Genomic DNA, 24,980 nt, shown 5'->3' on the forward strand with positions numbered 1-24,980 from the left:
GGCATCCCGCACCCGACATCAGGCCGCCTGCTCGGCGCTGGAGAAGTTGGCGGCCGACTCCATGTCCACCGCCACGATGCGCGACACGCCCTGCTCCTGCATGGTCACCCCGATCAGCTGCTGCGCCATTTCCATGGCGATCTTGTTGTGGGAGATGAACAGGAACTGGGTATGGTCGGACATGCGCTTGACCATGTTGGCGAAGCGTTCGGTGTTGGCATCGTCCAGCGGCGCGTCGACCTCGTCGAGCAAGCAGAACGGCGCCGGGTTCAGCTGGAACATGGAAAACACCAGTGCGGTCGCCGTCAGTGCCTTCTCGCCACCCGAGAGCAGGTGGATGGTGGCGTTCTTCTTGCCCGGCGGCTGCGCCATGACCTGCACGCCGGAATCCAGGATCTCGTCGCCAGTCATGATGAGCTTGGCCTGGCCGCCCCCGAAGAGCACCGGGAACAGCTCCGAGAAGTGGTGATTGACCTTGTCGAAGGTGTCTTGCAGCAGGTCGCGGGTTTCCATGTCGATCTTGTGGATCGCATCCTGCAGGGTGGTAATGGCTTCGTTCAGGTCGGCATGCTGCGCATCCAGGAAGTGCTTGCGCTCGGAAGCCGTGGCCAGTTCATCCAGCGCGGCCAGGTTGACCGCACCCAGTGCCGCGATGGCATTGGTCAGGCGGGTCACTTCGCCTTGCAGGTAGGACGGGCGCATGTCGCTGGTCAGTTTCTCCGACAGCGCGGCCTCGTCAGCCTGGGTCTGGGCCAGGGCTTCGGAGAACTGTTCCTGGTTCAGGCGCGCGGCCTGTTCCTTCAGCTGCAGTTCGGTGATGCGGTCGCGCTGCGGCTGCAGGCTGCGTTCGGCCTGCATGCGGCTTTCTTCATGCGAGCGTAATTGCTGGGACAGCTGGTCCAGTTCGTGACGGGCATCGGCCAGTGCGCGTTCCTGCTCGCTGCGACGGTCCAGCAACTCCTGCAGGCCGGCCTGGGCGGCCTGGTCGTCCAGGCTTTCCAGCTCCAGCGAGCCTTGCTGCATGCTGGCGAACAATTGCGCCGCCTGTTCCAGGGCGGTGGCGATACCGCGCTTCAATTCCTCGATCTTGTTGCGATGCGACTTCTCGGCGAACTCGGTCTCCTGGGCCGCACGCTCCAGCTCGCGCAGGCGGGTGCGGGCGTCGTTGAGCTGCTGCTCCTTGTTGAGGTAATCGGTCTGGCCGTTTTCGTGCTGCTCCTGCAGCTCGGCCAGTTCGATATCGAGTTCCTCGAAGCGCGCCTCGGATTCGGCCTGGACCTGCTGCTGCTCGGCTTCCTGCATGCCGATTTCTTCCAGGTCGGTGGCGATCTGGGTGCTGCGCTGGTTGAAGCGCTCCTGCACCTCGGCCAGCTTCATTACCTCGATCTGCAGGCTATGCGCCGACTGGGTCAGCGAATTGACGCGCTGGCGCAGTTCCTGCAGGCGCTGCGAGGCGCCCGACAGAGCGGCCTCGGCGCGCACGGCGCGGCCCTTGGCTTCCTCGGCCAGCATGGACTGGGCGCGCTGCTGCTTGGTGATGTTCTCGATTTCCTGCTGGCGCGCCAGCATGCCGTCCTGCTCCGAATCGGAGGCATAGAAACGTACGCTGGAATTGCTCACCACATGGCCCTGACGGGTCACGAAGAGGCCACCCAGCGGCAGCTTCGAACGTTCGGCAAAGGCGGTAGCCGTGTCGTCGGCGATGTAGATGTGGTTGAGCCAGTCGTTCATCAGGGCGCGCAGGCCCGGATCGTTCAGCTGCAGCAGGCCCACGAAGGGCTTCAGACCGGCGACCGGCTGCGCGTCCGGCTGGGCCAGCCCGGCATTGGGGGCGTACAGCGCCAGCTTGGCCGGCGGTGCATCGCTGAAGAAGGCCTTGGCCCAGTCCAGGTTGGACATTTCCAGGGCCGACATGCGCTCGCGCAGCACCGCTTCCAGCGCGGTCTCCCAGCCGGATTCGATGTGCAGCTTCTGCCACAGGCGCGGCAGTTCGGCCAGGCCGTGCTTTTCCAGCCAGGGCTGGACCTTGCCTTGCGCCTGCACGCTTTCCTGCAATTGCTTCAGGGCGCTCAGGCGTGCTTCCAGCTGGGCGTTGGCCGAGGTTTCCTTGCTCACCAGTTCCTGGGCAGTGCGGCGCTCTTCTTCCAGGCGCGGCAACTGCTCCTGCGCCTCTTCCAGATACATGCTGGCCTCTTCCAGCGAGGCCTGCTTCTCTTCCAGCTGCATGCGCAGGTTGGACAGGTGCGTCTCGTCGGGCAGGGCCATGCCATTCTTTTCCTGCATCAGCCGCTCGCGGCGCACCGCAAGGCCGGAGAGGATGTTGGAGGCATTGCGCTGATGCGTCGATTGCAGCTCGATCTGCTGCTGCACCTGCATGATCTTGCCGCGCGATTCGGTGGTCTTCAGCTGCGACTCGCGCCAGGCGGCTTCCAGCGAGGGCAGGCGGTCGCTGCTGTCCTGCACGGCGTGCTGGGCCTGCTCCACGCGCATGCCGAATTCTTCCAGCTGGATTTCGGCCTCGGCCAATTCTTCCTGCTGCTGCGTGCCCTGGCGCTGCCACTGGTCACGCTGCGCGCCCAGGGAGTTCAACTGGGCCTGCAGGCGGTTGCGCGATTCGATGACGAACTTGATCTGCGCTTCCAGGCTGCCGATCTCGGAGTTGGTCTGGTACAGATGACCCTGCGCCTGGTGCAGGCGGTCGCCGGCGCCATAGTGGGCCTGGCGCATGTGCTCCAGTTCGGTCTCGACGTGGCGCAGCTTGGCGGTCTGCTCTTCCAGGTCGATCTGGGCGCGTTCGATTTCCTTGAAGAACTTTTCCTGCTCGGCCTTGGCTTCGTTCTTGCGCAGCAGCCACAGCAGCTTCTGCTTTTCTTCCTGATCGTTCTGCAGCTCATGGAATTTCTTGGCCACGGCGGCCTGGGCTTCCAGCTTTTCCAGGTTGGCGTTGAGCTCGCGCAGGATGTCTTCCAGGCGGGTCAGGTTTTCGGTGGTGTCGTGCAGGCGGTTCTCGGTCTCGCGGCGGCGCTCCTTGTACTTGGAGACGCCGGCGGCTTCTTCCAGGAAGATGCGCAGCTCTTCGGGACGCGCTTCGATGATGCGCGAGATCATGCCCTGACCGATGATGGCGTAGGCGCGCGGGCCCAGGCCGGTACCGAGGAAGATGTCCTGGATGTCGCGGCGACGCACCGACTGGTTGTTGATGTAGTAGGACGAAGTACCGTCGCGGGTCAGGGTGCGCTTGACGGCGATCTCGGCGTATTGCCCCCACTGGCCGGCAGCCTTGCCGGCGGAATTGTCGAACACCAGTTCGACCGAGGCGCGCCCGGCCGGCTTGCGGTGGGTGGAGCCGTTGAAGATGACGTCCTGCATCGACTCGCCGCGCAGTTCCGAAGCCTTGGACTCGCCCAGCACCCAGCGCACGGCGTCGATGATGTTGGATTTGCCGCAGCCGTTGGGTCCGACCACGCCTACCAGCTGCCCCGGAACCTGGAAATGCGTAGGCTCGACGAAGGACTTGAATCCAGATAATTTGATGGAAGTTAGACGCACGTTATCGACAAATTAGAACAATTGAGGGAAAGCGGGAATTTTGCTTCCGGGAAGGCCGGTATCATAACATCGCCAGCCCCCGCCACGGCCAAAAACGGCCCTCCTCCGAGCCCTGGCCGGCGCTGTCGCCGCCCCTTCCTCGCCCAATGAAAAACGCTGCGCCGACTTGCATTGGCACAGCGTCAAGCACTACCTACGGCGGCGGCAAGGATCAGAAGGTTTCCCAGTCGCCATCATCGCCGGTGGGCGCCGGCTTCTTCCCGGCGGCCGGCTTGGCCACCGGCATGGCCAGCGCAGCTGCCTTGACGGGGGCTGCCGGGTTCGCCGGAGCGGCCGCCTTCGGCGTCAGCTTCGGGGTCGGCTTGAAGGCCGGAGCGGACGCCGGCTTGGCCGCCATTGCCGGGACCGGGCGCGCAGCAGCTTCCGCGGCGGAGGCCTCGCCTTCGACCTGGAAGGTGGCCACGGCCGCCTTCAGGCGTCGCGCCTGCTCTTCCAGCGAGCCGGCTGCTGCGGCGGCTTCCTCGACCAGAGCCGCATTCTGCTGGGTCACCTGGTCCATCTCGCCAATGGCCAGGTTGACCTGTTCGATGCCGCGGCGCTGCTCTTCGGAAGCGGCCGAGATTTCACTGACGATATCGGTCAGGCGATGCACCGCCGAGACCACCTCGCCCATGGTTTCACCGGCGCGGGCCACCTGGTCGGAGCCACTGCCCACGCGCTGCACCGAATCCTCGATCAGGGCCTTGATTTCCTTGGCGGCCTGGGCGCTACGCTGGGCCAGCGAGCGCACCTCGGAGGCCACCACCGCAAAGCCGCGGCCCTGCTCGCCGGCCCGGGCCGCCTCGACCGCGGCATTCAGGGCCAGGATATTGGTCTGGAAGGCAATGCCATCGATGACGCCGATGATGTCCGAAATCTTGCGCGAACTTTCAGTAATCCCTTCCATGGTCTGCACTACCTGCCCCACGACCTCGCCCCCGCGCTGGGCGATTTCCGAAGCGTTGTTGGCCAGTTGCCCGGCCTGGCGGGCGTTGTCGGCGTTCTGCTTCACGGTGGCGGTCAGCGAATCCATGTTGGACGCGGTGGTCGCCAGTGAACCAGCCTGCTCTTCGGTACGCGAAGACAGGTCCAGGTTGCCGGCCGCGATCTCGTGCGCACCGACGTCGATGGCATCGGTGCCCTGGCGGATGCCCTTGATCACCCCGGCCAGGCGTTCGCGCATGGTCGCCATCTCGTAGAGCAGGCTGCGCTGGTCACCGGGCCGGGTATCGACCTTCACGGTCAGGTCGCCGTTGGCGATGCGGGTGGCGATGGCCACCGCATAGGCCGGCTCGCCGCCCAGGCTGCCGGTGATGCGGCGGATGATGGCCAGCATCATCACCGACACCACCACCCCCACCACCAGCAGGATGCCCATCAGCCTGAGCAGGTCGCTGCGGAACTGTGCCTGTACGTCGCTCAGGAACACGCCGGTGACGATGAACCAGTCCCAGGTCTTGTTGTGCACGACATAGCTCATCTTGGGAGTGCGGTTGCTGTCATCGGTACCGGGCAGGCGCCCCATGTACTGGACGAATCCTTGCTGCTTTTCCTGGCCGACCTTCATCATCTCGACGTAATAGGCCTTGCCCTCGGAATCCTTGCGATCGGCCACGTTCTTGCCGATCATGGCCTTGTTGGAGGGCAACATCAACACCACCGGCCTGGAATCGAAGATGAACAGGTAGTTGTCGCCGTCGTAACGCATGGCGCCGATGCGCTCCAGCGCGCTTTTCTGCGCCTCTTCCTTGGAGAGCTTGCCAGCGGCGACATCGGCCACATAGCTGTTGACCACCCCATTGGCGGCCTCCACCACGCGGCGCAGACCATCCTTGCGTTCGTCCATCATGTTTTCACGGGCGCTGAAGGCCGACCAGGCGGCCAGCAGCAACAGACCTACCCACATCACGACCAGCGCAGACAGTAGCTGCGCCTTTAGGCTTTTCATTCTTGTTCTCCGGGGTTCAGTGCCAGCCTTGTGAGCCGGCCAGTTTTGGCGAGCGCCCACAATACCCCCGAAAGCTTGCTGACAATCCGCTGAATACACCCGCTACGCAGGCCTGATTTTCGGGATTGCACATTTCATAACGTGGCCGCGACATGGACTGAACACCTGCGCAGCCCGCTTTCCGGCAACCCGAGCTCTTGTCTCTCATGCATGTCATCGTATCAATTCGCCAGGCGACCATCGGCGCGGCAATGACGGTATAATCGCAAGCTTTCCCAGCCCTTTGCCGTGGCCGTCCTTCCTGCCTGATGATCGCGTTCTCGCTGATGATCCGGCCAGTTGCCGGCCCGGGCAGCTTTACTCCAGCCCCAGCGACGTGAATCCCCTACTCGACCAACTGCAGCCCTATCCCTTCGAAAAGCTCAAGAAGCTCTTCGCCGGCATCACGCCCGATCCGGCCTATCGTCCGATCAGCCTGGGTATCGGCGAGCCCAAGCATCCGACACCGGAATTCATCAAGCGCGCGCTGACCGACAACCTGGCCGGCCTGGCTTCCTACCCGGCCACGCTGGGCAGCGATGCCCTGCGCGGCGCGATTGCCGACTGGCTGCAGAATCGCTATGGCATCCCGCGCCCTGATCCGGCCACCGAAATCCTGCCGGTCAATGGTTCGCGTGAGGCACTGTTCTCGCTGACGCAGACCGTGATCGACCCCACCAGGCCTGGCGCGCTGGTGATGTGCCCCAACCCGTTCTACCAGATCTACGAAGGCTCGGCCTACCTGGCCGGCGCCCAGCCGTACTTCGTCAATTCCGACCCGACGCGCAACTTTGCACCGGACTTCAGCCAGGTGCCGCAGGAGGTGTGGGAGCGCGTGCAGCTGCTCTTCGTCTGCTCGCCCGGCAACCCCACGGGCGCGGTGCTGACGCTGGAAGACTGGAAGGAACTGTTCGCCCTGTCGGATCGCTATGGCTTCGTGATCGCTTCCGACGAGTGCTATTCGGAAATCTACTTCAAGCAGGAGCCGCCGCTGGGTGGCCTGGAAGCCGCCCGCAAGCTGGGCCGCGACTACCGCAACCTGATCGCGTTTTCCAGCCTGTCCAAGCGCTCCAACGTGCCGGGCATGCGCTCGGGCTTCGTGGCCGGCGATGCGGCGATCCTGAAGAAATTCCTGCTCTACCGCACCTACCATGGCGGCGCCATGAGCCCGGTGATCCAGGCAGCGTCGGTAGAGGCCTGGAAGGACGAGACCCACGTCCAGGACAACATCGCCAAGTACGTCACCAAGTTCTCGCAGGTCACCCCGCTGTTGCAGGAAGTGCTGGACGTCGCGCTGCCGGACGCGGCCTTCTACCTCTGGGCGAAGGTCGACAAGCTGGTCGCCATCAGCGACACCGAATTCGCCCGTCGCCTGTACGCCGAATATAATGTCACGGTGCTGCCCGGCAGCTACCTGGCGCGCGAGGCGCATGGCGTCAATCCGGGCGCCGGTCGCATCCGCATGGCGCTGGTGGCCGAAGTCGAGGAATGCCTGGAGGCGGCGCAACGCATCGTCGCCTTTACCAAGAAACTCGCCGGCCAGGGCTAAAAGCCCGCCGACAAGCGAGACCAATACCCCTTTCACCCAACCGTTCATAGATACCAACATGACACAGTCCATTCAGCAAATCATCGATCAGGCGTGGGAAGACCGCGCCAGCCTGTCCCCCAAGAGCGCTCCGGCCGACATCCGCAATGCAGTCGCCGAAGTGATCGCAGGCCTGAACGATGGCACCCTGCGCGTCGCCAACCGTCAAGGCGTCGGCCAGTGGGAAGTCAACCAATGGGTGAAGAAGGCCATCCTGCTGTCGTTCCGCCTGGAAGACAACGTGCCGATGTCGGCCGGTACCGGCTACCCGCAGTTCTACGACAAGGTGCCCACCAAGTTCGCCAACTACACCGCCGAAGATTTCGCCAAGGGTGGCTTCCGCGTGGTGCCGCCTGCTGTGGCCCGTCACGGTTCCTTCATCGGCCGCAACGTGGTGCTGATGCCCTCCTACGTCAACATCGGCGCCTATGTCGATGAAGGCACGATGGTCGACACCTGGGCCACCGTCGGCTCGGCTGCGCAGATCGGCAAGAACGTTCACCTGTCCGGCGGTGTCGGCATCGGCGGCGTGCTGGAGCCGGTGCAGGCCGGTCCGGTCATCATCGAAGACAACTGCTTCATCGGTGCCCGTTCGGAAGTGGTCGAAGGCGTCATCATCGAAGAAAACTCGGTGCTGTCCATGGGCGTGTACATCGGCCAGTCCACCAAGATCTACGATCGTGAAACCGGTGAAGTGCATTACGGCCGCGTGCCGGCCGGTTCCGTGGTGGTACCGGGCAACCTGCCCTCCAAGGATGGCAAGTACAGCCTGTACGCCGCGATCATCGTCAAGAAGGTCGATGCCCAGACCCGTTCCAAGACTTCCATCAACGAACTGCTGCGCGGCGAGTAATCCCGCCTTGCGGCTTCATTGAAGTCCTGCATCACCACGCGCCGCGCCGGTCGTCTCGTACACCGGCGCGGCGTCGTGTTCTAGTGGCCCCGATTGCAAAGCGCGAGAACGAGCATGAGCGACAAGATCACCCTCTACGGCATCCCCAACTGCGACACCGTCAAGAAGGCCCGCGTGTGGCTGGACGAGCAAGGGATCGCCTTCCATTTCCACGATTTCAAGAAGGCCGGCCTGGAGGCCGCACAGGTGCAAGCCTGGTTGAAGGACGTGGAGCGCGACGTGCTGGTCAACCGCAAGGGGACCACCTGGCGCGCCCTGCCCGACGAACGCAAGGCCGCCATCACCGATGACGCTGCCGCAGTTGCACTCATGGTGGAAAACCCCTCGGTGGTGAAGCGCCCGGTGCTCTTCGATGGCAAGCACTATCACGTCGGCTTCAAGGCCGATCAGTATCAACACATTTTCGAGAAATGATCATGAGCAAGACGCTGGCCCTGACCCAGGAATTGATGTCCCTTTCTTCCGTCACCCCTGAAGACAAAGGCTGCCAGGCGCGGCTGGCCGAATTGCTCGCGCCTCTGGGCTTCGTCTGCGAGACCATCCAGTCCGGCGACGTCACCAACCTGTGGGCGCGCAAGGGAACAGCCCAGCCGCTGGTGGTCTTCGCCGGCCACACCGACGTGGTGCCCACCGGCCCGCTGGAGAAGTGGCAGTCGCATCCGTTCCAGCCGACCCTGCGCGAGGGCCGCCTGTATGGCCGTGGTGCCTCCGACATGAAGACCTCGATCGCCGCCATGGTGGTGGCCTGTGAGGAGTTCACCGCGGCCCATCCGGATCATCGGGGCTCAATCGGCTTCCTCATCACCAGCGATGAAGAAGGCCCGGCTATCGATGGCACCGTGGTGGTCTGCAATGCCCTGAAGGCACGTGGCGAGCAACTGGACTACTGCATCGTGGGTGAGCCGACCTCGGCCAAGACCCTGGGCGACATGATCAAGAACGGCCGCCGCGGCACCATGTCGGGCAAGCTGACGGTCAAGGGCATCCAGGGCCACATCGCCTATCCGCAACTGGCGCGCAACCCCATTCACCAGGCCGCGCCGGCGCTGGCCGAGCTGGTCGCCGAGCAGTGGGATGCGGGCAATGAATACTACCTGCCGACATCCTGGCAGGTCTCCAACATCCATGGCGGCACCGGTGCCTCCAATGTGATCCCGGGTGAAGTGGTGATCGACTTCAATTTCCGCTTCTCCACCGCCAGCACCGTGGAAGGCCTGCAGCAGCGCGTGCACGCCATCCTGGACAAGCATGGCCTGGAATACGACCTGAAGTGGACGGTCGGCGGCCTGCCCTTCCTGACCCCGCGCGGCGACCTGTCGGATGCGCTGGCCAAGGCCATCAAGGACGAGACCGGGCTGGAGACCGAACTGTCGACCACCGGCGGCACCTCGGATGGCCGCTTCATCGCCCAGATCTGCCCGCAGGTGATCGAGTTCGGGCCGCCCAACGACAGCATCCACAAGATCGACGAGCACATCGAGGTGCGCTATATCGATCCCCTGAAGAACATCTACCGCAAGACGCTGGAAAACCTGCTGGCCTGAGTGCCCGGCATTGAAGAGAACATCATGACCCCCAACAATTTCTCCACCGTGCGCGACCTGCTGCGCTACGCCGTGACCCGTTTCAACACCGAACAACTGTTCTTCGGTCACGGCAGCAGCAATGCGCTGGACGAGGCAGCCTACCTGATCCTGCATACGCTGAAGCTGCCGCTGGACCAGCTCGATCCCTTCCTCGATGCGCGTCTGCTGCCCGAGGAAATTGCCTCCGTCATGCGCGTGATCGAGCGTCGCAGCAAGGACCGCGTGCCGGCCGCCTACATCACCAACGAAGCCTGGCTGGGTGCCTATCGCTTCTACGTCGATGAGCGCGTGATCGTACCGCGTTCCTTCATCGCCGAATTGATTCCGCAGCATTTCTCGCCGTGGATCCAGGACCCGGAAGCCATCGTGAATGCGCTGGACCTGTGCACCGGTTCGGGCTGTCTGCCGGTCTTGCTGGCCGACGCCTTCCCCCATGCGCAGATCGATGCCGTCGATATCTCCGCCGATGCCCTGGCGGTGGCGCGCAAGAACGTGGACGAGTACCAGCTGCAGGAGCGCATCATCCTGGTCGAGTCGGACCTCTACACCCAACTGCCGGCCCGCAAGTACGACCTGATCATCAGCAATCCGCCGTATGTGAATTCCGGTTCCATGGCCAAGCTGCCGCAGGAATACCTGCGCGAGCCGCAACTGGCGCTGGCCGGCGGCGAGGATGGCATGGACCTGGTGCGCAAGATCGTCGCTGGCGCCGCTGAACGTCTCACGCCCGAAGGCGTGCTGGTGGTCGAGATCGGCAACGAACGCGCCTTTGCCGAAGCCGCCTTCCCGGAACTGGAACTGACCTGGCTGACCACCAGCGCCGGTGACGACATGGTGTTCCTGGTCACGGCCGAACAACTGCAACTGGGCTGATGCCCTGAAGTCCGCCCTGCTCCACCGCGTTCCACTGATTGTGAATCACCGATGATCCGTTTCCAGCAAGTATCCCTCCAGCGCGGCGTCAAGCCGCTGCTGGAGAATGTCGACCTGACGCTCAACCCGGGCGACAAGATCGGCCTGATCGGCGCCAATGGCGCCGGCAAGTCCAGCCTGTTCGCCATGCTGCGTGGCGAATTGCACGCCGACCAAGGCAATATCGATTTCCCGGCACGCTGGCGCATGGCCTACGTGGCGCAGGAAACGCCGGCGCTGGACCGTCCGGCCATCGAATACGCCATCGATGGCGACGCCCACCTGCGCCAGCTGGAAGCCGATCTGGCCCGTGCCGAAGCGCAGCCCGATGACAAGCACGACGGCAACCACATCGCCGAACTGCACACCGCCCTGGCCGATGCCGACGCCTATACGGTGCGCTCGCGTGCCGAGCAGTTGCTGCTGGGCCTGGGCTTTTCGCTGGAACAGATGGCGCGGCCGGTGGCCAGCTTCTCGGGCGGCTGGCGCATGCGCCTGAACCTGGCACAGGCGCTGATGTGCCCGTCCGACCTGCTGCTGCTGGACGAACCGACCAACCACCTGGACCTGGATGCCATCATCTGGCTGGAAGACTGGTTGAAGCGCTACCCGGGCACCCTGCTGATCATTTCCCACGATCGCGATTTCCTGGATGGCGTGGTCAATGTCATCGTTCATATCGATGATCGCAAGCTCAAGCGTTATTCCGGCAACTACAGCGCCTTCGAGCGCCAGCGCGCGGCCCAGCTGGAACTGATGGCCGGCATGATCGAGAAGCAGCAGCGCCAGCGCGCCCACCTGCAATCCTTCATCGACCGCTTCAAGGCCAAGGCCACCAAGGCGCGCCAGGCGCAGAGCCGCATGAAGGCGCTCTCCAAGATGGAAGAACTGGCGCCGCTGCGCGCGGCGGCCGAATTCTCCTTCGAGTTCCGCGAACCGCTGTCGGCGCCCAACCCCTTGCTGGTGATGGAAAAGGTCAATGCCGGCTATCACATCGAGGGCAAGAACGGCGCGCCGGATGAAGACAAGATCATCGTGCATGGCATCGACTTTTCGCTGCAAAACGGCCAGCGCATCGGCCTGTTGGGCGTCAACGGCGCCGGCAAGTCCACGCTGATCAAGACGGTGGCAGGCGAGATCGATCCCTTGTCCGGCACGGCCCGCCTGGGCAAGGGGCTGGTGATCGGTTACTTTGCCCAGCACCAGGTGGAGATGCTGCGCCATGACGAATCGCCGCTGTGGCACCTGACGCGACTGGCGCCGGATGTGCGCGAGCAGGAGTTGCGCAACTTCCTGGGCAGCTTCAACTTCAACGGCACCATGGCCTCGTCCTCCATCGCGCCCTTCTCGGGCGGTGAAAAGGCGAGACTGGCGCTGGCGCTGATCGTCTGGCAGCGCCCCAACCTTTTGCTGCTGGACGAACCGACCAACCACCTCGACCTGGAAACCCGCGAAGCCCTGACCATGGCCCTGGCGCAGTTCGAAGGTACGCTGGTCCTGGTGTCCCACGATCGCCACCTGTTGCGTGCCACCACCGACCAGTTCCTGATCGTGGCCGAGGGCAAGCTGCAAGACTTCGACGGCGACCTGGACGACTACAAGGACTGGCTCTTCAAGACCAAGCTGGCCGCACGCAATGATGCGGCTGCCGCAGCGCCCCTGCCCACGGCCAGCCAGGTGGCGGACGCCGCTTCGTCGGCCAGCACCGTGGACCGCAAGGAGCAGAAGCGACTGGAAGCCGAGCAGCGCCAGAAGATGTCGGCGCTGAAGAAGCCCATTGAGACGCGCATCAAGCGGCTGGACGAACAGATCGCCAAGCTCAATGCGCGCAAGGCTGACATCGATGCGCGGCTGGGAAGTGCCGATATCTACGATGCGGCCAACAAGGAAGAACTGAAGACGCTCATCACTGACCAGGCCTATTGCAGCAAGGAGCTCGAACAGTTGGAGAACGAGTGGCTGGAGCAGCAGGAAGCGCTGGAGCAACTGCAGGCCTGATGCCGCCTGGCTGGGGGCCGGCATAAGCTTTCTACATCAAAGTCTTAAGCCTGCCCTTGCAGTTCGGCAAAACGAAGGCATCATGGCGACCTGGCTGCATTTTCGTGGCGATTGTTTTCGAAAGGAAATCGACAAATGAACAAGAACATCAAGCAATGGCTGCTGGCTGGCGTTGGCGCTGCACTGCTGGCCTCTTCCCTGAGCGTTTCCGCAGCTGACCTGCTGCAATCGGTCAAGAGCAGCGGCACCCTGAAAGTGGCGCTGGAAGGCAACTATCCGCCGTTCAACTTCAAGGACGCCAAGACGGGCGAGCTGACCGGCTTCGAGGTCGACGTGGCCAAGCTGCTGGCGGCCAAGCTGGGCGTGAAACCCGTCTTCACCACCACCGAATGGAGCGGCATCCTGGCAGGCCTGGGCGCGGGCAAGTATGACGTCATCATCAACCAGGTGGGCATTACCGACGAACGCCAGAAGGCCTTCGACTTTTCCGACCCCTACACCCTCTCCAGCGCCCAGTTGATCGTGCGCAAGGATGAAAAGCGCGAATTCAAGAGCCTGGACGACCTGAAGGGCAAGAAGCTCGGCCTGGGCCAGGGCACCAACTTCGAACAGAAGGCCAAGGCCGTGCCGGGCATCGACGTGCGCACCTATCCGGGTTCGCCGGAATACCTGGCTGACCTGGCCGCTGGTCGCATCGACGCCGCCTTGAACGACAGCCTCCTGGTCGGCTACATCCTGAAGTCGACCAACCTGCCCTTGAAGGCCGGCAGCCCCATCGGCACCGTCGACAAGATCGGCATTCCCTTCCGCAAGGGCAACCCGGAATTCAAGGCCGCGCTGAACAAGGCCCTGGCCGACATCAAGGCCGATGGCAGCTTCAAGGCCGCTTCCGAGAAGTGGTTCGGCATTGACGTAAGCCAGCCGCCGAAAGCACAATAAGGCGCGCTCACCGGCGCCCCATGCCGACCGGCACTGACCGGGCGGACCGACTTATCCCCGCATTGCGGGGATAATTTTTTATATCGAATGCCTATGGAAATCCTGGAACTGCTACAGCAAGCCGCCCCCACCCTGGCCAAGGGCGTGGGCTATACCCTGCTTTTTGCACTGGCGTCCATGGTGGGCGGACTGGTGCTGGGTTTCGTGCTGGCCGTGGCGCGCATCGTTCCCTGGCGCCCGATCCACTGGCCGGCTGCGCTCTACGTCAGCATGATGCGCGGCACGCCCTTGCTGGTGCAGATCTTCGTGGTGTATTACGGCCTGCCGGGGATCGGCATCGAGTTCTCGCCGCTGACGGCCGGCGTCCTGACCCTGAGCCTGAACGCCGGGGCTTACCTGTCGGAAAGCCTGCGCGGTGCCATCCTGGGCGTTACCCGAGGTCAGTGGAACGCCTCCTACAGCGTCGGGCTGACCTATTTCCAGACCTTGCGCTACATCATCGTGCCGCAGGCGGTGCGCATCGCCGTCCCCTCGATGAGCAACACCCTGATCAGCCTGATCAAGGATACCTCGCTGGTTTCCGTCATTACCGTCACGGAACTGATGCTGGCCACCAAGGAAGTGATTGCCGTGACCTTCCGCCCGCTTCCGCTCTATCTGGCGGCAGCGGCGATCTACTGGATGCTCAGCCTGTGTTTCGAGGCCCTGCAACATCGTCTGGAAAAGAAACTGGGCAAGGCGCACCAGATATAGGTCGAGCAAGACCTTGCGCAGACGCAGCCATCACTGCGGTTAGTGAACGTGAAAAAGCCCGAATGTTGTGCATCCGGGCTTTTCGCATTTCTGGATCGGGGCGGGAATCTTTCCGTGCCGACGACATCCATGAATCAGTAATCAGCGCTAGCGTTTGACGCGGTAGATGTCCTGACCGACTTCGTTGATCTGGCGCCGCAGTTCACGCCGTTCATCGGCGCTGAGCTTGCCGTTGCGGCGCTGATCCTGATCGCTGGCGATCTGGTTGCGGTGATCCTGCGGGTTGAAATCACCCGCGTGCTGACGGAAGTCGCCCGGCTGCCCCGGCATCGGCCGGCCACCCTGTGGTGGGGCTGCCGACGCGGCCGCTCCCACACCGAGCGCCAGCATCACTGCCAGACATAGCTTGTTGACGACTGCAATCTTCATAATGTGCGTATTTTCCGAGGACAGAGAATCAAAAGGGAAAGCCCTGACGACATGGCTTTCTTGCCTGATTCCAGTGTAGGCCGCAGGCCGCGATGGTATAAGATGATTAAGGTAAGGTATGTAACAGTTTGTAATGGATCATCCGCCCCGACTTGCTCAAAATCGCCAAGACGCTACCATAGGCAACATGAATACAACTACTGGCAACAATAGTAATACGACAACATCCGCCAATCAATTCAAAGTATTGGTGGTGGATGACGATATCCGTCTGCGCGACCTGCTGCGTCGCTATCTGACCGAACAGGGTTTCAACGTGGTCACGGCCGAAAACGCCCAGGCCATGAACAAGCTATGGATCCGTGAGCGCTACGATCTGCTGGTGCTGGACCTGATGCTGCCCGGCGAAGATGGCCTGGCGATCTGCCGCCGCCTGCGCGGCGCCGGCGACCAGACCCCGATCATCATGCTCACCGCCAAGGGCGAGGACGTGGACCGCATCATCGGCCTGGAAATGGGTGCCGACGACTACCTGCCCAAGCCGTTCAATCCGCGTGAGCTGGTGGCCCGCATCAACGCGGTGCTGCGCCGCAAGGGCCCGGACGAACTGCCGGGTGCGCCTTCGGAGACGCCGGAAACCTTCGAATTTGGCGATTTCATCCTTGATCTGGGGACCCGTACCCTGAAAAAGAACGGCGAAACGATTTCCCTCACCACCGGCGAATTCTCGGTACTGAAGGTCTTTGCCCGTAACGCCCGCCAGCCGCTGTCGCGTGAAAAACTGATGGAAATGGCGCGCGGTCGCGAATATGAAGTCTTCGATCGCAGCCTGGACGTGCAGATTTCCCGCCTGCGCAAGCTGATCGAGCCGGATCCGGCCAATCCCTTGTACATCCAGACCGTCTGGGGCTTGGGCTATGTCTTCATCCCGGAAGGGAAACCGCGCTGATCGCCCGCTTCACCCCTGACCTGCAGGCCGTTTGCCGATGAAAGCCCGACCCCAATCAGGATGGTTCAGCAACGGCCTGTTCTGGCGTACTTTCTTCCTCCTGACCTTCCTGATCACCGCCAGCATGGTGGCCTGGGTGGCCAGTTTCCGCATGGTCGAACGCGGCCCGCGTGCGGAGCAGCTGGCCGCCCAGATCGTCTCGGTCGTGACCATCACCCGCGCTGCGCTGACCCACTCGGCGCCGGAGATGCGACGCGAACTCCTGTTCGACCTGGCCAGCAATGAAGGTATCCGCATCTATCCGCTGGAAAAGACCGACCGTATCGTCCCGCCGGAAGACTCACCCATCGTCCCCGAACTGGAGTACTACGTGCGCCAGTCGCTGGATGAGAACACCACCTTCGCCTCCAGCGTGAACGACGTCGAAGGGTTCTGGATCAGCTTCAACATCGATGACGACCAGTACTGGCTGATGCTCGACCGTGGCCGCCTGGATCGCACCTCCAGCCTGCAATGGCTGGGCTGGGGCTCGATTGCACTGTTCCTGTCGCTGATCGGCGCGGTCTTCATCTCGACCCTGATCAACCAGCCGCTGGCGCGCCTGACGGCTGCGGCCCGCGCCATCGCCAAGGGGCGGCAACCAGAGCCGCTACCCGAGTCCGGACCGACCGAGATCGAGGAAGCCAACCGCAGCTTCAACCAGATGGTGGCCGACCTCAATCGCATCGAGTCCGACCGGGCCCTGATCCTGGCCGGCATCTCGCACGACCTGCGCACCCCGCTGGCGCGCATGCAGCTGGAAGTGGAGATGGCCAACCTCTCCGACGAATCGCGCGATGGCATGCATTCGGATCTGGCGCAGATGGATAGCATCATCGGGCAGTTCCTCGACTATGCCAAACCCTTCGACACCAGCAATCTGGAAACCATCGACCTGGCCAGCCTGCTGGAAGACGTTGCCAGCAACTCCGGCAGGCTGTCCGACGTGAAGATCACCGCCCAGATCACCCCGGCCACCGAAGTCGCCGGCAATGGCACCGAGCTGGCGCGGGTCTTCAGCAACCTGGTGGAAAATGCCCGCCGCTACGGCAAGACGCCGGGCACCGATTGTGCGGAGATCCATCTGCGCAGTCGCATCGAGGGGCATCACGTAGTGGTGGATGTGTTCGATCATGGCCCGGGCGTGCCGGAGAATGAATGCGAGCGTCTGCTGCGCCCATTTACGCGGCTCGATACCGCGCGCGGACAGGCCAACGGTTCCGGACTGGGCCTGGCGATCGTCAACCGCATCGTGCTCAAGCACAATGGCAAGCTGAGCTTGAAGGGTCATGAAGAGACCCGTGGCGGCCTGCTCGTGCAGATCACGCTGCCGCTGAAGGGGCATCGTCGCCATGCGTGAGCGCGCCGGGCTGGCCAGCATGATGCTGCTGGCCGGTAGCGCCCTGCTCCCTGCCCTGGCACCGGCCCAGAGCTATGCCGATCGCAACCTGAGCCTGCCGCAGGGCGGCTCGGAAAACCGCCGCCCCATCATCATCGTATCGCCCGTCACACCGGCAGCGCCCTCGCCCGTAGCACCGGCCGCCGCCAGGAACGGCCCCAGCGGCGCCTACGCGTCGGACGCAGCAGGTCCCGACATCCGCGCCCGCAATGCCGACTATCTCACGCAGTTCAAGGTAGTGGGTCAGATCCCGCCGGGCGCCACCATCAGCAAGGTCAGCTGGCGCTACACGGTAGCGCGCAAGCCGGCCGGCTTTGAAGCCCGTCTCTGCTGGAAGGATGCGGCCCTGTGCTGGGATGTCAGCCATGCCGACAGCGGCAGCACCGACTTCTTCAACGGGCGCGATGCCAGCCTGCCTTTCCAGCTCTACTACGGCGTACGCGGCAGCACGCGCACCGGCGAAGCGCCGGTCAAGGGCGAGGTCAACCAGGTCATCGTGACCTTCGATATTCCCCGCTGAGCGCTGCCTTATCGGCCTGGGCAAGCGACTCAGGCCGCCAGATCGTCGATCTCGCGTGCCTTCTGCAGGGCATCGTCGATGCGTTCCACCGCAATCACCTTCAAGCCCTCGATAGGCTGCTTGGGTGCGTTGGCCTTGGGAATGACGGCGATCGAAAAGCCCAGCTTGGCGGCCTCGCGCAAGCGTTCCTGACCGCGCGGTGCCGGACGGATTTCGCCGGCCAGCCCTACCTCGCCAAAGACCACCAGGCCCCGTGGCAGGGGTTTGTTGCGCATCGATGAATTGATCGCCAGCAGCACCGCCAGATCGGCCGCGGGCTCCGTAATCTTCACTCCACCCACAGCATTGATGAACACATCCTGGTCAAACGCTGCAACTCCCGCATGACGATGCAGCACGGCCAGCAACATGGCCAGCCGGTTCTGCTCCAGGCCCACCGAGAGACGGCGAGCGTTGGGCACATGCGAACTGTCGACCAGGGCCTGGATTTCCACCAACAGTGGACGTGTACCTTCCTGGGTCACCATGACGCAGGAGCCAGGCACCTGATTCTCGTGCTGCGAGAGGAACAGGGCAGACGGGTTGGACACGCCCTTCAAGCCCTTCTCCGTCATCGCGAACACGCCCAGTTCGTTGACCGCGCCGAAGCGATTCTTGAAGGCACGCACCAGGCGGAAACTGGAATGGGTATCGCCCTCGAAATACAGCACCGTATCCACGATGTGTTCCAGCACGCGGGGGCCGGCCAGTGCACCTTCCTTGGTCACGTGGCCAACCATGATGATGGTGATGCCGGAGGTCTTGGCAACCCGCGTCAACTGCGCCGCGCATTCGCGCACCTGCGCAACCGAGCCGGGCGCCGACGTCAATGCATCCGAATACACGGTCTGGATGGAGTCGATCACGGCCACTTCCGGCTTGTGTTCGGCCAGGGTGGCGAGGATCTTTTCGAGCTGGATCTCGGCCTGCAGTTGCAGTTCGCGCGCATCCACCGCCAGCCGCTTGGCGCGCAGGGCAATCTGCGAGCCGGATTCTTCTCCGCTGACGTAGAGCACCTTCTTCAGCTTGGAGATATTGGCCAGCGCCTGCAGCAGCAGGGTCGACTTGCCGATGCCGGGATCGCCACCGATCAGGGCCACCCCACCCGGCACCAGGCCGCCGCCCAGCACCCGGTCGAATTCCTCGATACCAGTGCCGAAACGTGGCACGTCGATGGCCTCGATGTCGGCCAGGCTGAGCACCGGGGCTGTCTGCGCCAGGCTTTGCGGCGTCGAGGAATAACGGTTGCCACCAGCCGGCTCCACCAGGGTCTCGACCAGGGTGTTCCACTGTCCGCAGGACGGGCACTGGCCGGCCCATTTGTTGCTGATCCCGCCGCATTCCGTGCAGGTGTAGTTGGTCTTGAGCTTCGCCATTGTCGCCTTACTGTTCCTTATTGCGTCCCGGGCACCCGTCTTGGCTTTTTCCCGGTCTGTTTCCAGTCTATTCCCGGCCTGTTCCCGGCTTACTCCACTTCGCGCACGGCCACGCGTGGGGCCAGCGCGCACATCAACTCGTAACCGATGGTGCCGGCAGAAAACGCCACCTCGTCGATGGGCAGGCCTTGCCCCCACAGCTCGACATGGCTGCCCACGCCTGCACCGGGGATAGCGGTCAGGTCGACTTCCAGCATATCCATCGATACCCGGCCCACGGTGGTCGTCTTCACGCCATCGACCAGTACCGGGGTCCCGGTGGGCGCATGACGCGGATAGCCGTCGGCATAACCGCAGGCCACCACGCCCAGCCTCATCGGCTTGTCGGCCACGAAGCGGCTGCCGTAGCCGACCGCCTCGCCGGGCTGGACATCCTGTACGCCGATGATCCGGCTTTCCAGCGTCATGGCTGCGCGCAGTCCGAAATCGGCCGCCGTGCCGCCACCCGGGGTACCGCCATAGAGCATGACGCCCGGGCGAATCCAGTCATGCGCGAGTTCGCCATGCATCAGGTCGGCCGCCGAATTGCACAGGCTCCTGGCACCGGCCAGGCCCTCCGTGGCCGCCTGGAAGCGCCGCACCTGTTCCTTCAGCGGCAGCGCCGGGTTACCGGCGTCGTCGGCATTGGCGAAGTGGGTCATCATGGTGATGCTGCGCACCCCGGCGATCTTCTGCAGGCGTGCATAGGCAGCGCGGAAGACGTCGGGCTGGAAACCCAGACGGTTCATGCCGCTGTTCATCTTCAGGTGGACATGCCAGTTGGCTTCACCCGCGTAGGCCTCCAGCAAGGTGATCTGTTCTTCGCAGTGGACGGCGAACTGGATGTCGTGACGCGCCAGCACCGGCAGGTCATCGGCATCGAAAAAGCCTTCCAGCAGCAGGACGGGCTTGGTCCAGCCGAGTTCGCGCAGGCGCACCGCATAGTCGGGTTCCACCAGTGCCAGGCCATCGGCGGCTGCAAATCCGCGCATGACGCGCTCCAGTCCGTGACCATAGCCATTGGCCTTCACGACGCCCCAGACCTTGGCCCCGGGAGCATGGGCGCGGGCAACGGCCAGATTGTGTTGAAGAGCGGAAAGGCTGATGGAGGCAACGATCGGTCTTGGCATGATGTCGGGGTAGGCTGATGACGGTGGGCAAATGACAGGCAACGCATGCGGCGAGGCGACAGGCCCGCCAGGGGCCTGCTTCTCGCGCTTGGCCCGGAAGTTTTTGCCTGGCGCGGAACAAGCGGGCATTTTACCGGACGAACATCTTTCTGGTTTGACTTATGACGGAGAGCTCATGGTTTCATGGTATAAAGCTAGCCGGACATCATTTGTTATACATCTTGGACAGGGATGAATCGCGGTTTCTATACCATCATGGCGGCGCAGTTCTTTTCGTCGCTCGCCGATAACGCGCTGCTGATCGCCGCCATCGCCCTACTTGCCGAAATGCATTCGCCAGCGTGGATGACCCCGCTGCTGAAGCTGTTCTTCGTGCTTTCCTACGTGCTGCTGGCGGCTTTCGTGGGCGCCTTTGCCGACGCCTTCCCGAAAGGCAAGGTCATGTTGATCACCAACATGATCAAGATCGTCGGCTGTTCACTCATGTTCTTCACCGTCCATCCGCTGCTGGCCTACGCGGTGGTGGGCTTCGGCGCGGCGGCCTATTCGCCGGCCAAGTACGGCATCCTCACCGAATTGCTACCACCTGAGAAACTGGTCGCCGCCAACGGCTGGATCGAAGGGTTGACGGTGGGCTCCATCATCATGGGCACGGTCCTGGGCGGAGCGCTGGTCAACCCGAAGATTTCCGCGGTAATCCTCAGCTTCGATTTCCCGATGGTCGATTTTCCCATCGATACCCCCACCGAAGCGGCACTGTGCATCATCTCCTGCATCTACGTCATCGCCGCGCTGTTCAACTTCTACATTCCCGACACCGGCGCCCGCTACGAAAACCAGCAACGCAATCCCATCCGCCTGATCGTGGACTTCGCCGGTTGCTTCACCACCCTCTGGAAGGACAAGCTGGGCCAGATTTCGCTGGCCGTGACCACGCTGTTCTGGGGTGCAGGCGCGACCCTGCAGTTCATCGTCCTGAAATGGGCCGAGAAGTCGCTGCACATGCCGCTGGACAAGGCAGCCATCCTGCAAGGGATCGTCGCGGTGGGCGTGGCACTGGGTGCAATGGGCGCCGCCCGCTTCGTGCCGCTGAAGAAATCACTGACCGTCATGCCGCTGGGCATCATCATGGGCATCGTGGTCATGCTGATGACCACCACCACCTCGGTCTGGGTCGCCTATCCGCTGCTGGTGATCGTGGGGGCGCTGTCGGGTTACTTCGTGGTGCCGATGAATGCCCTGCTGCAGCACCGGGGCCACGTGCTGATGAGTGCCGGCCATTCCATCGCCGTCCAGAACTTCAACGAAAACCTCTCGGTGCTGACCATGCTGGTGCTGTATGCCTTCATGGTGCGCATGAACCTGGATGTGAATACCGTCATCATCATCTTCGGCACCTTCGTGGCCGGCATCATGTACCTGATCATGCGCCGTCATGCGGCCAACCAGCGCGAGCATGATTCCCTGGCCCTGATCGGCGAGGACAAGCATCCCCACCACTGAGCCTGAAGCTGCACTGCAGCCGATTCAGACCTGAACGATGACGTGCTGCTGGATTGCGGCGGCACGCTGCTCCCACTGCGGAGGCACGATAAAACCCCGCCCCGTTTCCAGCAGTTCCGGCGCCATGGATTCGCCCGGGCGACAACGGGCCACCATGACCGGGCTGTCGTCAGCCTGGAACAGGTTTTCCAGGCGCAACAGCAACTGCGCCAGCGTCAATCCCTCGGCCAGCGGCAGCCTTGCCGGCGCCAGCCAGGACAGGCGCGGCAGCAGCACATAGCGATCTGACACATCGTCGCGCTCCCTCAGGAACTGCACATCCCCCCAGAAACCCCGACAGTGGTCCGGTGCGATTCCCATCGCCGCCGGCAGCACCAGTGCTTCATCGTGCCGATAGAACAGCCAGCCCTTCACCAATGCACGGGCCGCCACCACCGGAGCCGGCAACACCGCCTGGGCTGCCGGGTGGGCCGACAGCATCAGCTGCTGCTGCATGATCTTGCGCATCTTGCGCCCCAGGGAGTCGGCCAGGTTGGGGCCGACGAAGGCATCGGCCTGGCAGGCATCGCGTGCCTGCAGCAGATAGAACTTGGTCGCGAATTCCCAATGTACGACTCCGCCCTGCTCGTCCGCCTCCGGCGAACTCACCAGGAAATCGAACTCTCCCAGCGTCTCGCGCGTGGGCCCCTGGTTGCGTACCTGCAAATTGGCGGCGACCAGCCAGTCATGCTGGCGCAGGTAGAAGCCGAGCAGTTTCTCGGCATAGCGGCCCAGGCGCGCAGACGGTTGCCGAGCCATCTCGGCATGCAGCTCGGCGTTGAGGACGGGATCGTATTGCAGGTCGTGCAGCCAGCCCGCCACGGCGGGTGAGACGGGACCCAGGGTCGCAATGCGGCCCCCCCAGCAGGCCGCATCGGCCGCCAGCAGGTCCGGAGCATAGAGCAACCAGGCCAGTGCCCGCACGTGCGGGTCACGTAGCTCAGGCCAGCGCTGGTGAAAGCGGGCCTGATGCGTGGCGAGCTGCGTCCTCAGGGCGGCGCCGATGTGCATCGCTCCGCCTGCCTAAGCCTGGTACGTGCTCATGGCCAGGCACAGGTCGGCCCAGGCCTTGCTCTTGTCGTTGAGCGTACGCAGCAGATAGGCCGGGTGATAGGTCACCACCAGCGGCAGGTCCTGATAGCGATGCACGCTGCCGCGCAGGCGCGAGACCGGCGTGGCCGGGTCCAGACCCAGCAGCGAGAGTGCCGCCGTCTTGCCCAGCGCCACCAGCACGGTGGGCTGGATCAGTTCGATCTGGCGTTGCAGATAAGGCAGGCAGGCCGCCACCTCTTGCGGCGAAGGCGGTCGGTCGCGACCATTGTCATCGGTCGGCCGACATTTGACGATGTTGGCGATGTAGGCGTTGGCACCCCGCTTGACGCCCATGGCCAGCAGCATGTTGTCCAGCAGCTTGCCGGCAGGTCCGACGAAGGGCTCGCCCTGCATATCCTCGTTGCGCCCCGGCCCCTCACCGATGAAGAGCCATTTGGCCTTTTCGTCACCGACGCCGAAGACGGTATTCTTGCGCCCGTTGCACAGCCCGCAGCGGCGGCATTCGGATACCTGCTGCTTCAACTGCGGCCAGTCCATGGACTTGATCCTGGCGATCATCGGATCGACGGCGGGGGTATCCTCTTCCTCGTCGCCATCCGGGATGGGCATGGGTTCCATCGACGTGGCGAAATCCATGTCATCCAGCCAGGACGGAGGACCACCGTCCTCATCGACCGGCGCACGCACCCGCGGCGCGCTCGGTGCCGGAACGGAGGGCGCAGCGGCAGGTGGCATCGCTGCCGCATCACTGGTCACCGGCGCCCGCGCAACGGGAACGACGGCCGGAGCCACCGGTGGCGGCACAGGGACTTGGGGCTGGGTGGCAGAGGCAACTTCTGGCAGCGCGACCGCATCTTGCGCTGCGGACGCTTCCACCGCTTCTTCCACGGCCAGTTCGCGCCTCACCCATACCGGGCCGATCCCCAGTGCATCGAGCAGGGCCAGGGAGGAGCCGAAGCCGGGATCTTGTTTCATTTCTTCACTCATAAAGGCAGGCTCATGACGATAGCCCCTTCCCGGGTCTGGTTGGCGGCGGGATAGTAATTCTTGCGGCGGCCGATTTCCGTGAATCCATAACGACGGTAGACCTTGGCCGCACGCGTATTCGATTCACGCACTTCCAGCAGCATGGTCCGCATCTGCTGCTGGCGGGCCACCGCAGTGGCCTGATCCAGCAACATGCGCCCCAGCCCCTGGTGCTGATACGCGGCCGCCACGCTGATGTTGAGCAGGTGGGCCTCATCCACGGCCAGCATGACCAGGAAGTACCCGAGCAGCAGGCCACTGGCGTCGCGCAGGGTCTGCGCCTGGTAACCGCTGTAGAGCGAATCCTGGAAGTTGCCACGGCTCCACGGGTGGGAATACACGGCGTCTTCGATCTGCACGACCGCATCCAGGTCACCCGCACCCATGGGGGCGAATTGCAGGCGACCCAGCTGCGGATGCGAGACCGCCGACAGCGGCAAGACCCCTGCACTCATGCAGCGCCCTTGGCAGCGTCGCGCAGCTCGCGCTCGGCGGTGGTCAGGGCCACCTTGTTGCGCAGGTAGAGCGGTTGCGCCTCCTGCGCCGGCAATCCGCGTCCCTGGCCGAAATAGACCTGGCCCAACTGGGCCACCTGACGTGCGTGGGGCATGGCTTGTGGATGCGCCGCCGCGAACTGGCGGGCACAGAATGGCGCCGTGAAATGGGCCGCATAGACCGACAAACCATTACCACAGGCAGTGGGGCGTCCCTCGGTACGCACTTGGTCGGCCGCTGCCAGGGCGGGTTCGGCCAGCACCTCCCAGCCACCCTCGGGGCGAGCCCGGTAACGCGCCCAGTAGACTTCACCCATGCGGGCGTCCAGGATGGCCAGCACCTCGGTAGCACTCTCGTCCAGAGCACGACAGGCCTGGACTGCGGCCTCCAGTGTGACCACCGGCACCACCGGCCGGTCACAGCCGAAGGACAATCCCTGCACCACGCCGCATGCGGTGCGCACGCCGGTGAACGAGCCCGGACCGACGCCGAAGGCCAGGGCATCGCACTGGGCCAATGTCAGGCCGGCGTCGGCCAGCAGTTGCTGGATCATGGGGAGGATGGCATCGGAGTGCGTCTGCGTGCCGGCCGACTGGCGCGAGATCAGTTCGCCCCGGTGCAACAAGGCGGCCGAGGCCAGCTCGGTGGAAGTTTCAATAGCAAGAATCGTGGACATCCCG

At 63.5% G+C, this 24,980-nt stretch carries 21 protein-coding genes; 12 read left to right on the forward strand and 9 right to left on the reverse strand.

Features of this window, described 5'->3' with window-relative positions; genetic code table 11:
- Positions 1-18: 18 nt before the first annotated feature.
- Both smc and HFRIS_RS06855 read right to left on the reverse strand, forming a co-directional pair.
- Positions 19-3,549 (reverse strand): chromosome segregation protein SMC, encoded by a 3,531-nt coding sequence (smc, locus tag HFRIS_RS06850; protein WP_006462554.1) that lies wholly within the window; start codon positions 3,547-3,549, stop codon positions 19-21.
- Positions 3,550-3,760: 211 nt separating this feature from the next.
- The gene (locus HFRIS_RS06855; RefSeq protein WP_006462555.1) at positions 3,761-5,536 is read right to left on the reverse strand and encodes a methyl-accepting chemotaxis protein; all 1,776 of its coding nucleotides are present in this window, start codon (positions 5,534-5,536) and stop codon (positions 3,761-3,763) included.
- 376 nt (positions 5,537-5,912) lie between these two features.
- Here HFRIS_RS06855 and dapC point away from each other — a divergent pair, with 376 nt between their 5' ends.
- The 8 genes from dapC (at position 5,913) to HFRIS_RS06895 (ending at position 14,264) form a co-directional block, all read left to right on the forward strand.
- Positions 5,913-7,124, forward strand: coding sequence for a succinyldiaminopimelate transaminase (dapC, locus tag HFRIS_RS06860; RefSeq protein ID WP_006462556.1), 1,212 nt, complete (start codon positions 5,913-5,915; stop codon positions 7,122-7,124).
- Between the two features lie 58 nt (positions 7,125-7,182).
- The gene (gene dapD / locus HFRIS_RS06865; protein ID WP_006462557.1) at positions 7,183-8,016 is read left to right on the forward strand and encodes a 2,3,4,5-tetrahydropyridine-2,6-dicarboxylate N-succinyltransferase; all 834 of its coding nucleotides are present in this window, start codon (positions 7,183-7,185) and stop codon (positions 8,014-8,016) included.
- Positions 8,017-8,130: 114 nt separating this feature from the next.
- The gene (locus HFRIS_RS06870; RefSeq protein WP_006462558.1) at positions 8,131-8,490 is read left to right on the forward strand and encodes an ArsC family reductase; all 360 of its coding nucleotides are present in this window, start codon (positions 8,131-8,133) and stop codon (positions 8,488-8,490) included.
- Positions 8,491-8,492: 2 nt separating this feature from the next.
- Positions 8,493-9,620 carry a succinyl-diaminopimelate desuccinylase gene (gene dapE, locus HFRIS_RS06875; RefSeq protein ID WP_006462559.1) on the forward strand — a complete coding sequence of 376 codons (1,128 nt, stop codon included), beginning with the start codon at positions 8,493-8,495 and terminating at the stop codon, positions 9,618-9,620.
- Between the two features lie 24 nt (positions 9,621-9,644).
- Positions 9,645-10,535 carry a 50S ribosomal protein L3 N(5)-glutamine methyltransferase gene (prmB, locus tag HFRIS_RS06880; RefSeq protein ID WP_039874848.1) on the forward strand — a complete coding sequence of 297 codons (891 nt, stop codon included), beginning with the start codon at positions 9,645-9,647 and terminating at the stop codon, positions 10,533-10,535.
- Positions 10,536-10,586: 51 nt separating this feature from the next.
- On the forward strand, positions 10,587-12,572 hold the full coding sequence (locus HFRIS_RS06885; protein ID WP_006462561.1) for an ATP-binding cassette domain-containing protein: 1,986 nt from the start codon (positions 10,587-10,589) through the stop codon (positions 12,570-12,572).
- 135 nt (positions 12,573-12,707) lie between these two features.
- Entirely contained in the window at positions 12,708-13,511 is an 804-nt protein-coding gene (locus HFRIS_RS06890) for a cystine ABC transporter substrate-binding protein (RefSeq protein ID WP_006462562.1), read from the forward strand.
- A gap of 93 nt (positions 13,512-13,604) precedes the next feature.
- Positions 13,605-14,264: an amino acid ABC transporter permease gene (locus HFRIS_RS06895; RefSeq protein WP_006462563.1), complete on the forward strand. Its 660-nt coding sequence runs from the start codon at positions 13,605-13,607 to the stop codon at positions 14,262-14,264.
- A gap of 147 nt (positions 14,265-14,411) precedes the next feature.
- Here HFRIS_RS06895 and HFRIS_RS06900 read toward each other — a convergent pair whose 3' ends face one another.
- On the reverse strand, positions 14,412-14,693 hold the full coding sequence (locus HFRIS_RS06900; protein WP_006462564.1) for a hypothetical protein: 282 nt from the start codon (positions 14,691-14,693) through the stop codon (positions 14,412-14,414).
- A 187-nt stretch (positions 14,694-14,880) separates the two neighbouring features.
- Here HFRIS_RS06900 and ompR point away from each other — a divergent pair, with 187 nt between their 5' ends.
- The 3 genes from ompR to HFRIS_RS06915 are packed head-to-tail and all read left to right on the forward strand — an operon-like array spanning position 14,881 to position 17,600.
- Entirely contained in the window at positions 14,881-15,642 is a 762-nt protein-coding gene (gene ompR / locus HFRIS_RS06905; protein WP_039874787.1) for an osmolarity response regulator transcription factor OmpR, read from the forward strand.
- A 37-nt stretch (positions 15,643-15,679) separates the two neighbouring features.
- The gene (locus HFRIS_RS06910) at positions 15,680-17,041 is read left to right on the forward strand and encodes a sensor histidine kinase (RefSeq protein ID WP_006462566.1); all 1,362 of its coding nucleotides are present in this window, start codon (positions 15,680-15,682) and stop codon (positions 17,039-17,041) included.
- Positions 17,034-17,600, forward strand: a complete 567-nt coding sequence (locus tag HFRIS_RS06915; protein ID WP_006462567.1) for a flagellar protein FlhE — start codon at positions 17,034-17,036, stop codon at positions 17,598-17,600. The genes HFRIS_RS06910 and HFRIS_RS06915 overlap by 8 nt, the downstream gene beginning before the upstream one ends.
- A 29-nt stretch (positions 17,601-17,629) precedes the next feature.
- Here HFRIS_RS06915 and radA read toward each other — a convergent pair whose 3' ends face one another.
- Together radA and alr are read right to left on the reverse strand one after the other, a co-directional pair.
- Positions 17,630-19,015 (reverse strand): DNA repair protein RadA, encoded by a 1,386-nt coding sequence (gene radA / locus HFRIS_RS06920; protein WP_006462568.1) that lies wholly within the window; start codon positions 19,013-19,015, stop codon positions 17,630-17,632.
- 89 nt (positions 19,016-19,104) lie between these two features.
- Positions 19,105-20,184, reverse strand: coding sequence for an alanine racemase (gene alr, locus HFRIS_RS06925; protein WP_039874791.1), 1,080 nt, complete (start codon positions 20,182-20,184; stop codon positions 19,105-19,107).
- A gap of 231 nt (positions 20,185-20,415) precedes the next feature.
- On the opposite strand from alr, the gene lplT reads away from it, so the two are divergent.
- The gene (gene lplT, locus HFRIS_RS06930) at positions 20,416-21,687 is read left to right on the forward strand and encodes a lysophospholipid transporter LplT (RefSeq protein WP_006462570.1); all 1,272 of its coding nucleotides are present in this window, start codon (positions 20,416-20,418) and stop codon (positions 21,685-21,687) included.
- A gap of 24 nt (positions 21,688-21,711) precedes the next feature.
- Here lplT and HFRIS_RS06935 read toward each other — a convergent pair whose 3' ends face one another.
- The 4 genes from HFRIS_RS06935 to tsaB are packed head-to-tail and all read right to left on the reverse strand — an operon-like array spanning position 21,712 to position 24,976.
- On the reverse strand, positions 21,712-22,737 hold the full coding sequence (locus tag HFRIS_RS06935) for a DUF1853 family protein (RefSeq protein WP_006462571.1): 1,026 nt from the start codon (positions 22,735-22,737) through the stop codon (positions 21,712-21,714).
- Between the two features lie 12 nt (positions 22,738-22,749).
- Complete coding sequence (locus HFRIS_RS06940; RefSeq protein ID WP_006462572.1) at positions 22,750-23,766, reverse strand: uracil-DNA glycosylase; 1,017 nt, start codon at positions 23,764-23,766, stop codon at positions 22,750-22,752.
- Complete coding sequence (rimI, locus tag HFRIS_RS06945; protein ID WP_039874794.1) at positions 23,763-24,260, reverse strand: ribosomal protein S18-alanine N-acetyltransferase; 498 nt, start codon at positions 24,258-24,260, stop codon at positions 23,763-23,765. The genes HFRIS_RS06940 and rimI overlap by 4 nt, the downstream gene beginning before the upstream one ends.
- Positions 24,257-24,976, reverse strand: a complete 720-nt coding sequence (gene tsaB, locus HFRIS_RS06950; protein WP_006462574.1) for a tRNA (adenosine(37)-N6)-threonylcarbamoyltransferase complex dimerization subunit type 1 TsaB — start codon at positions 24,974-24,976, stop codon at positions 24,257-24,259. Before tsaB ends, rimI begins: the two co-directional genes overlap by 4 nt.
- Positions 24,977-24,980 lie beyond the last annotated feature (4 nt).

This window comes from Herbaspirillum frisingense GSF30, from assembly GCF_000300975.2.
In the GTDB taxonomy this organism is placed as follows: Bacteria; Pseudomonadota; Gammaproteobacteria; order Burkholderiales; family Burkholderiaceae_D; genus Herbaspirillum; species Herbaspirillum frisingense.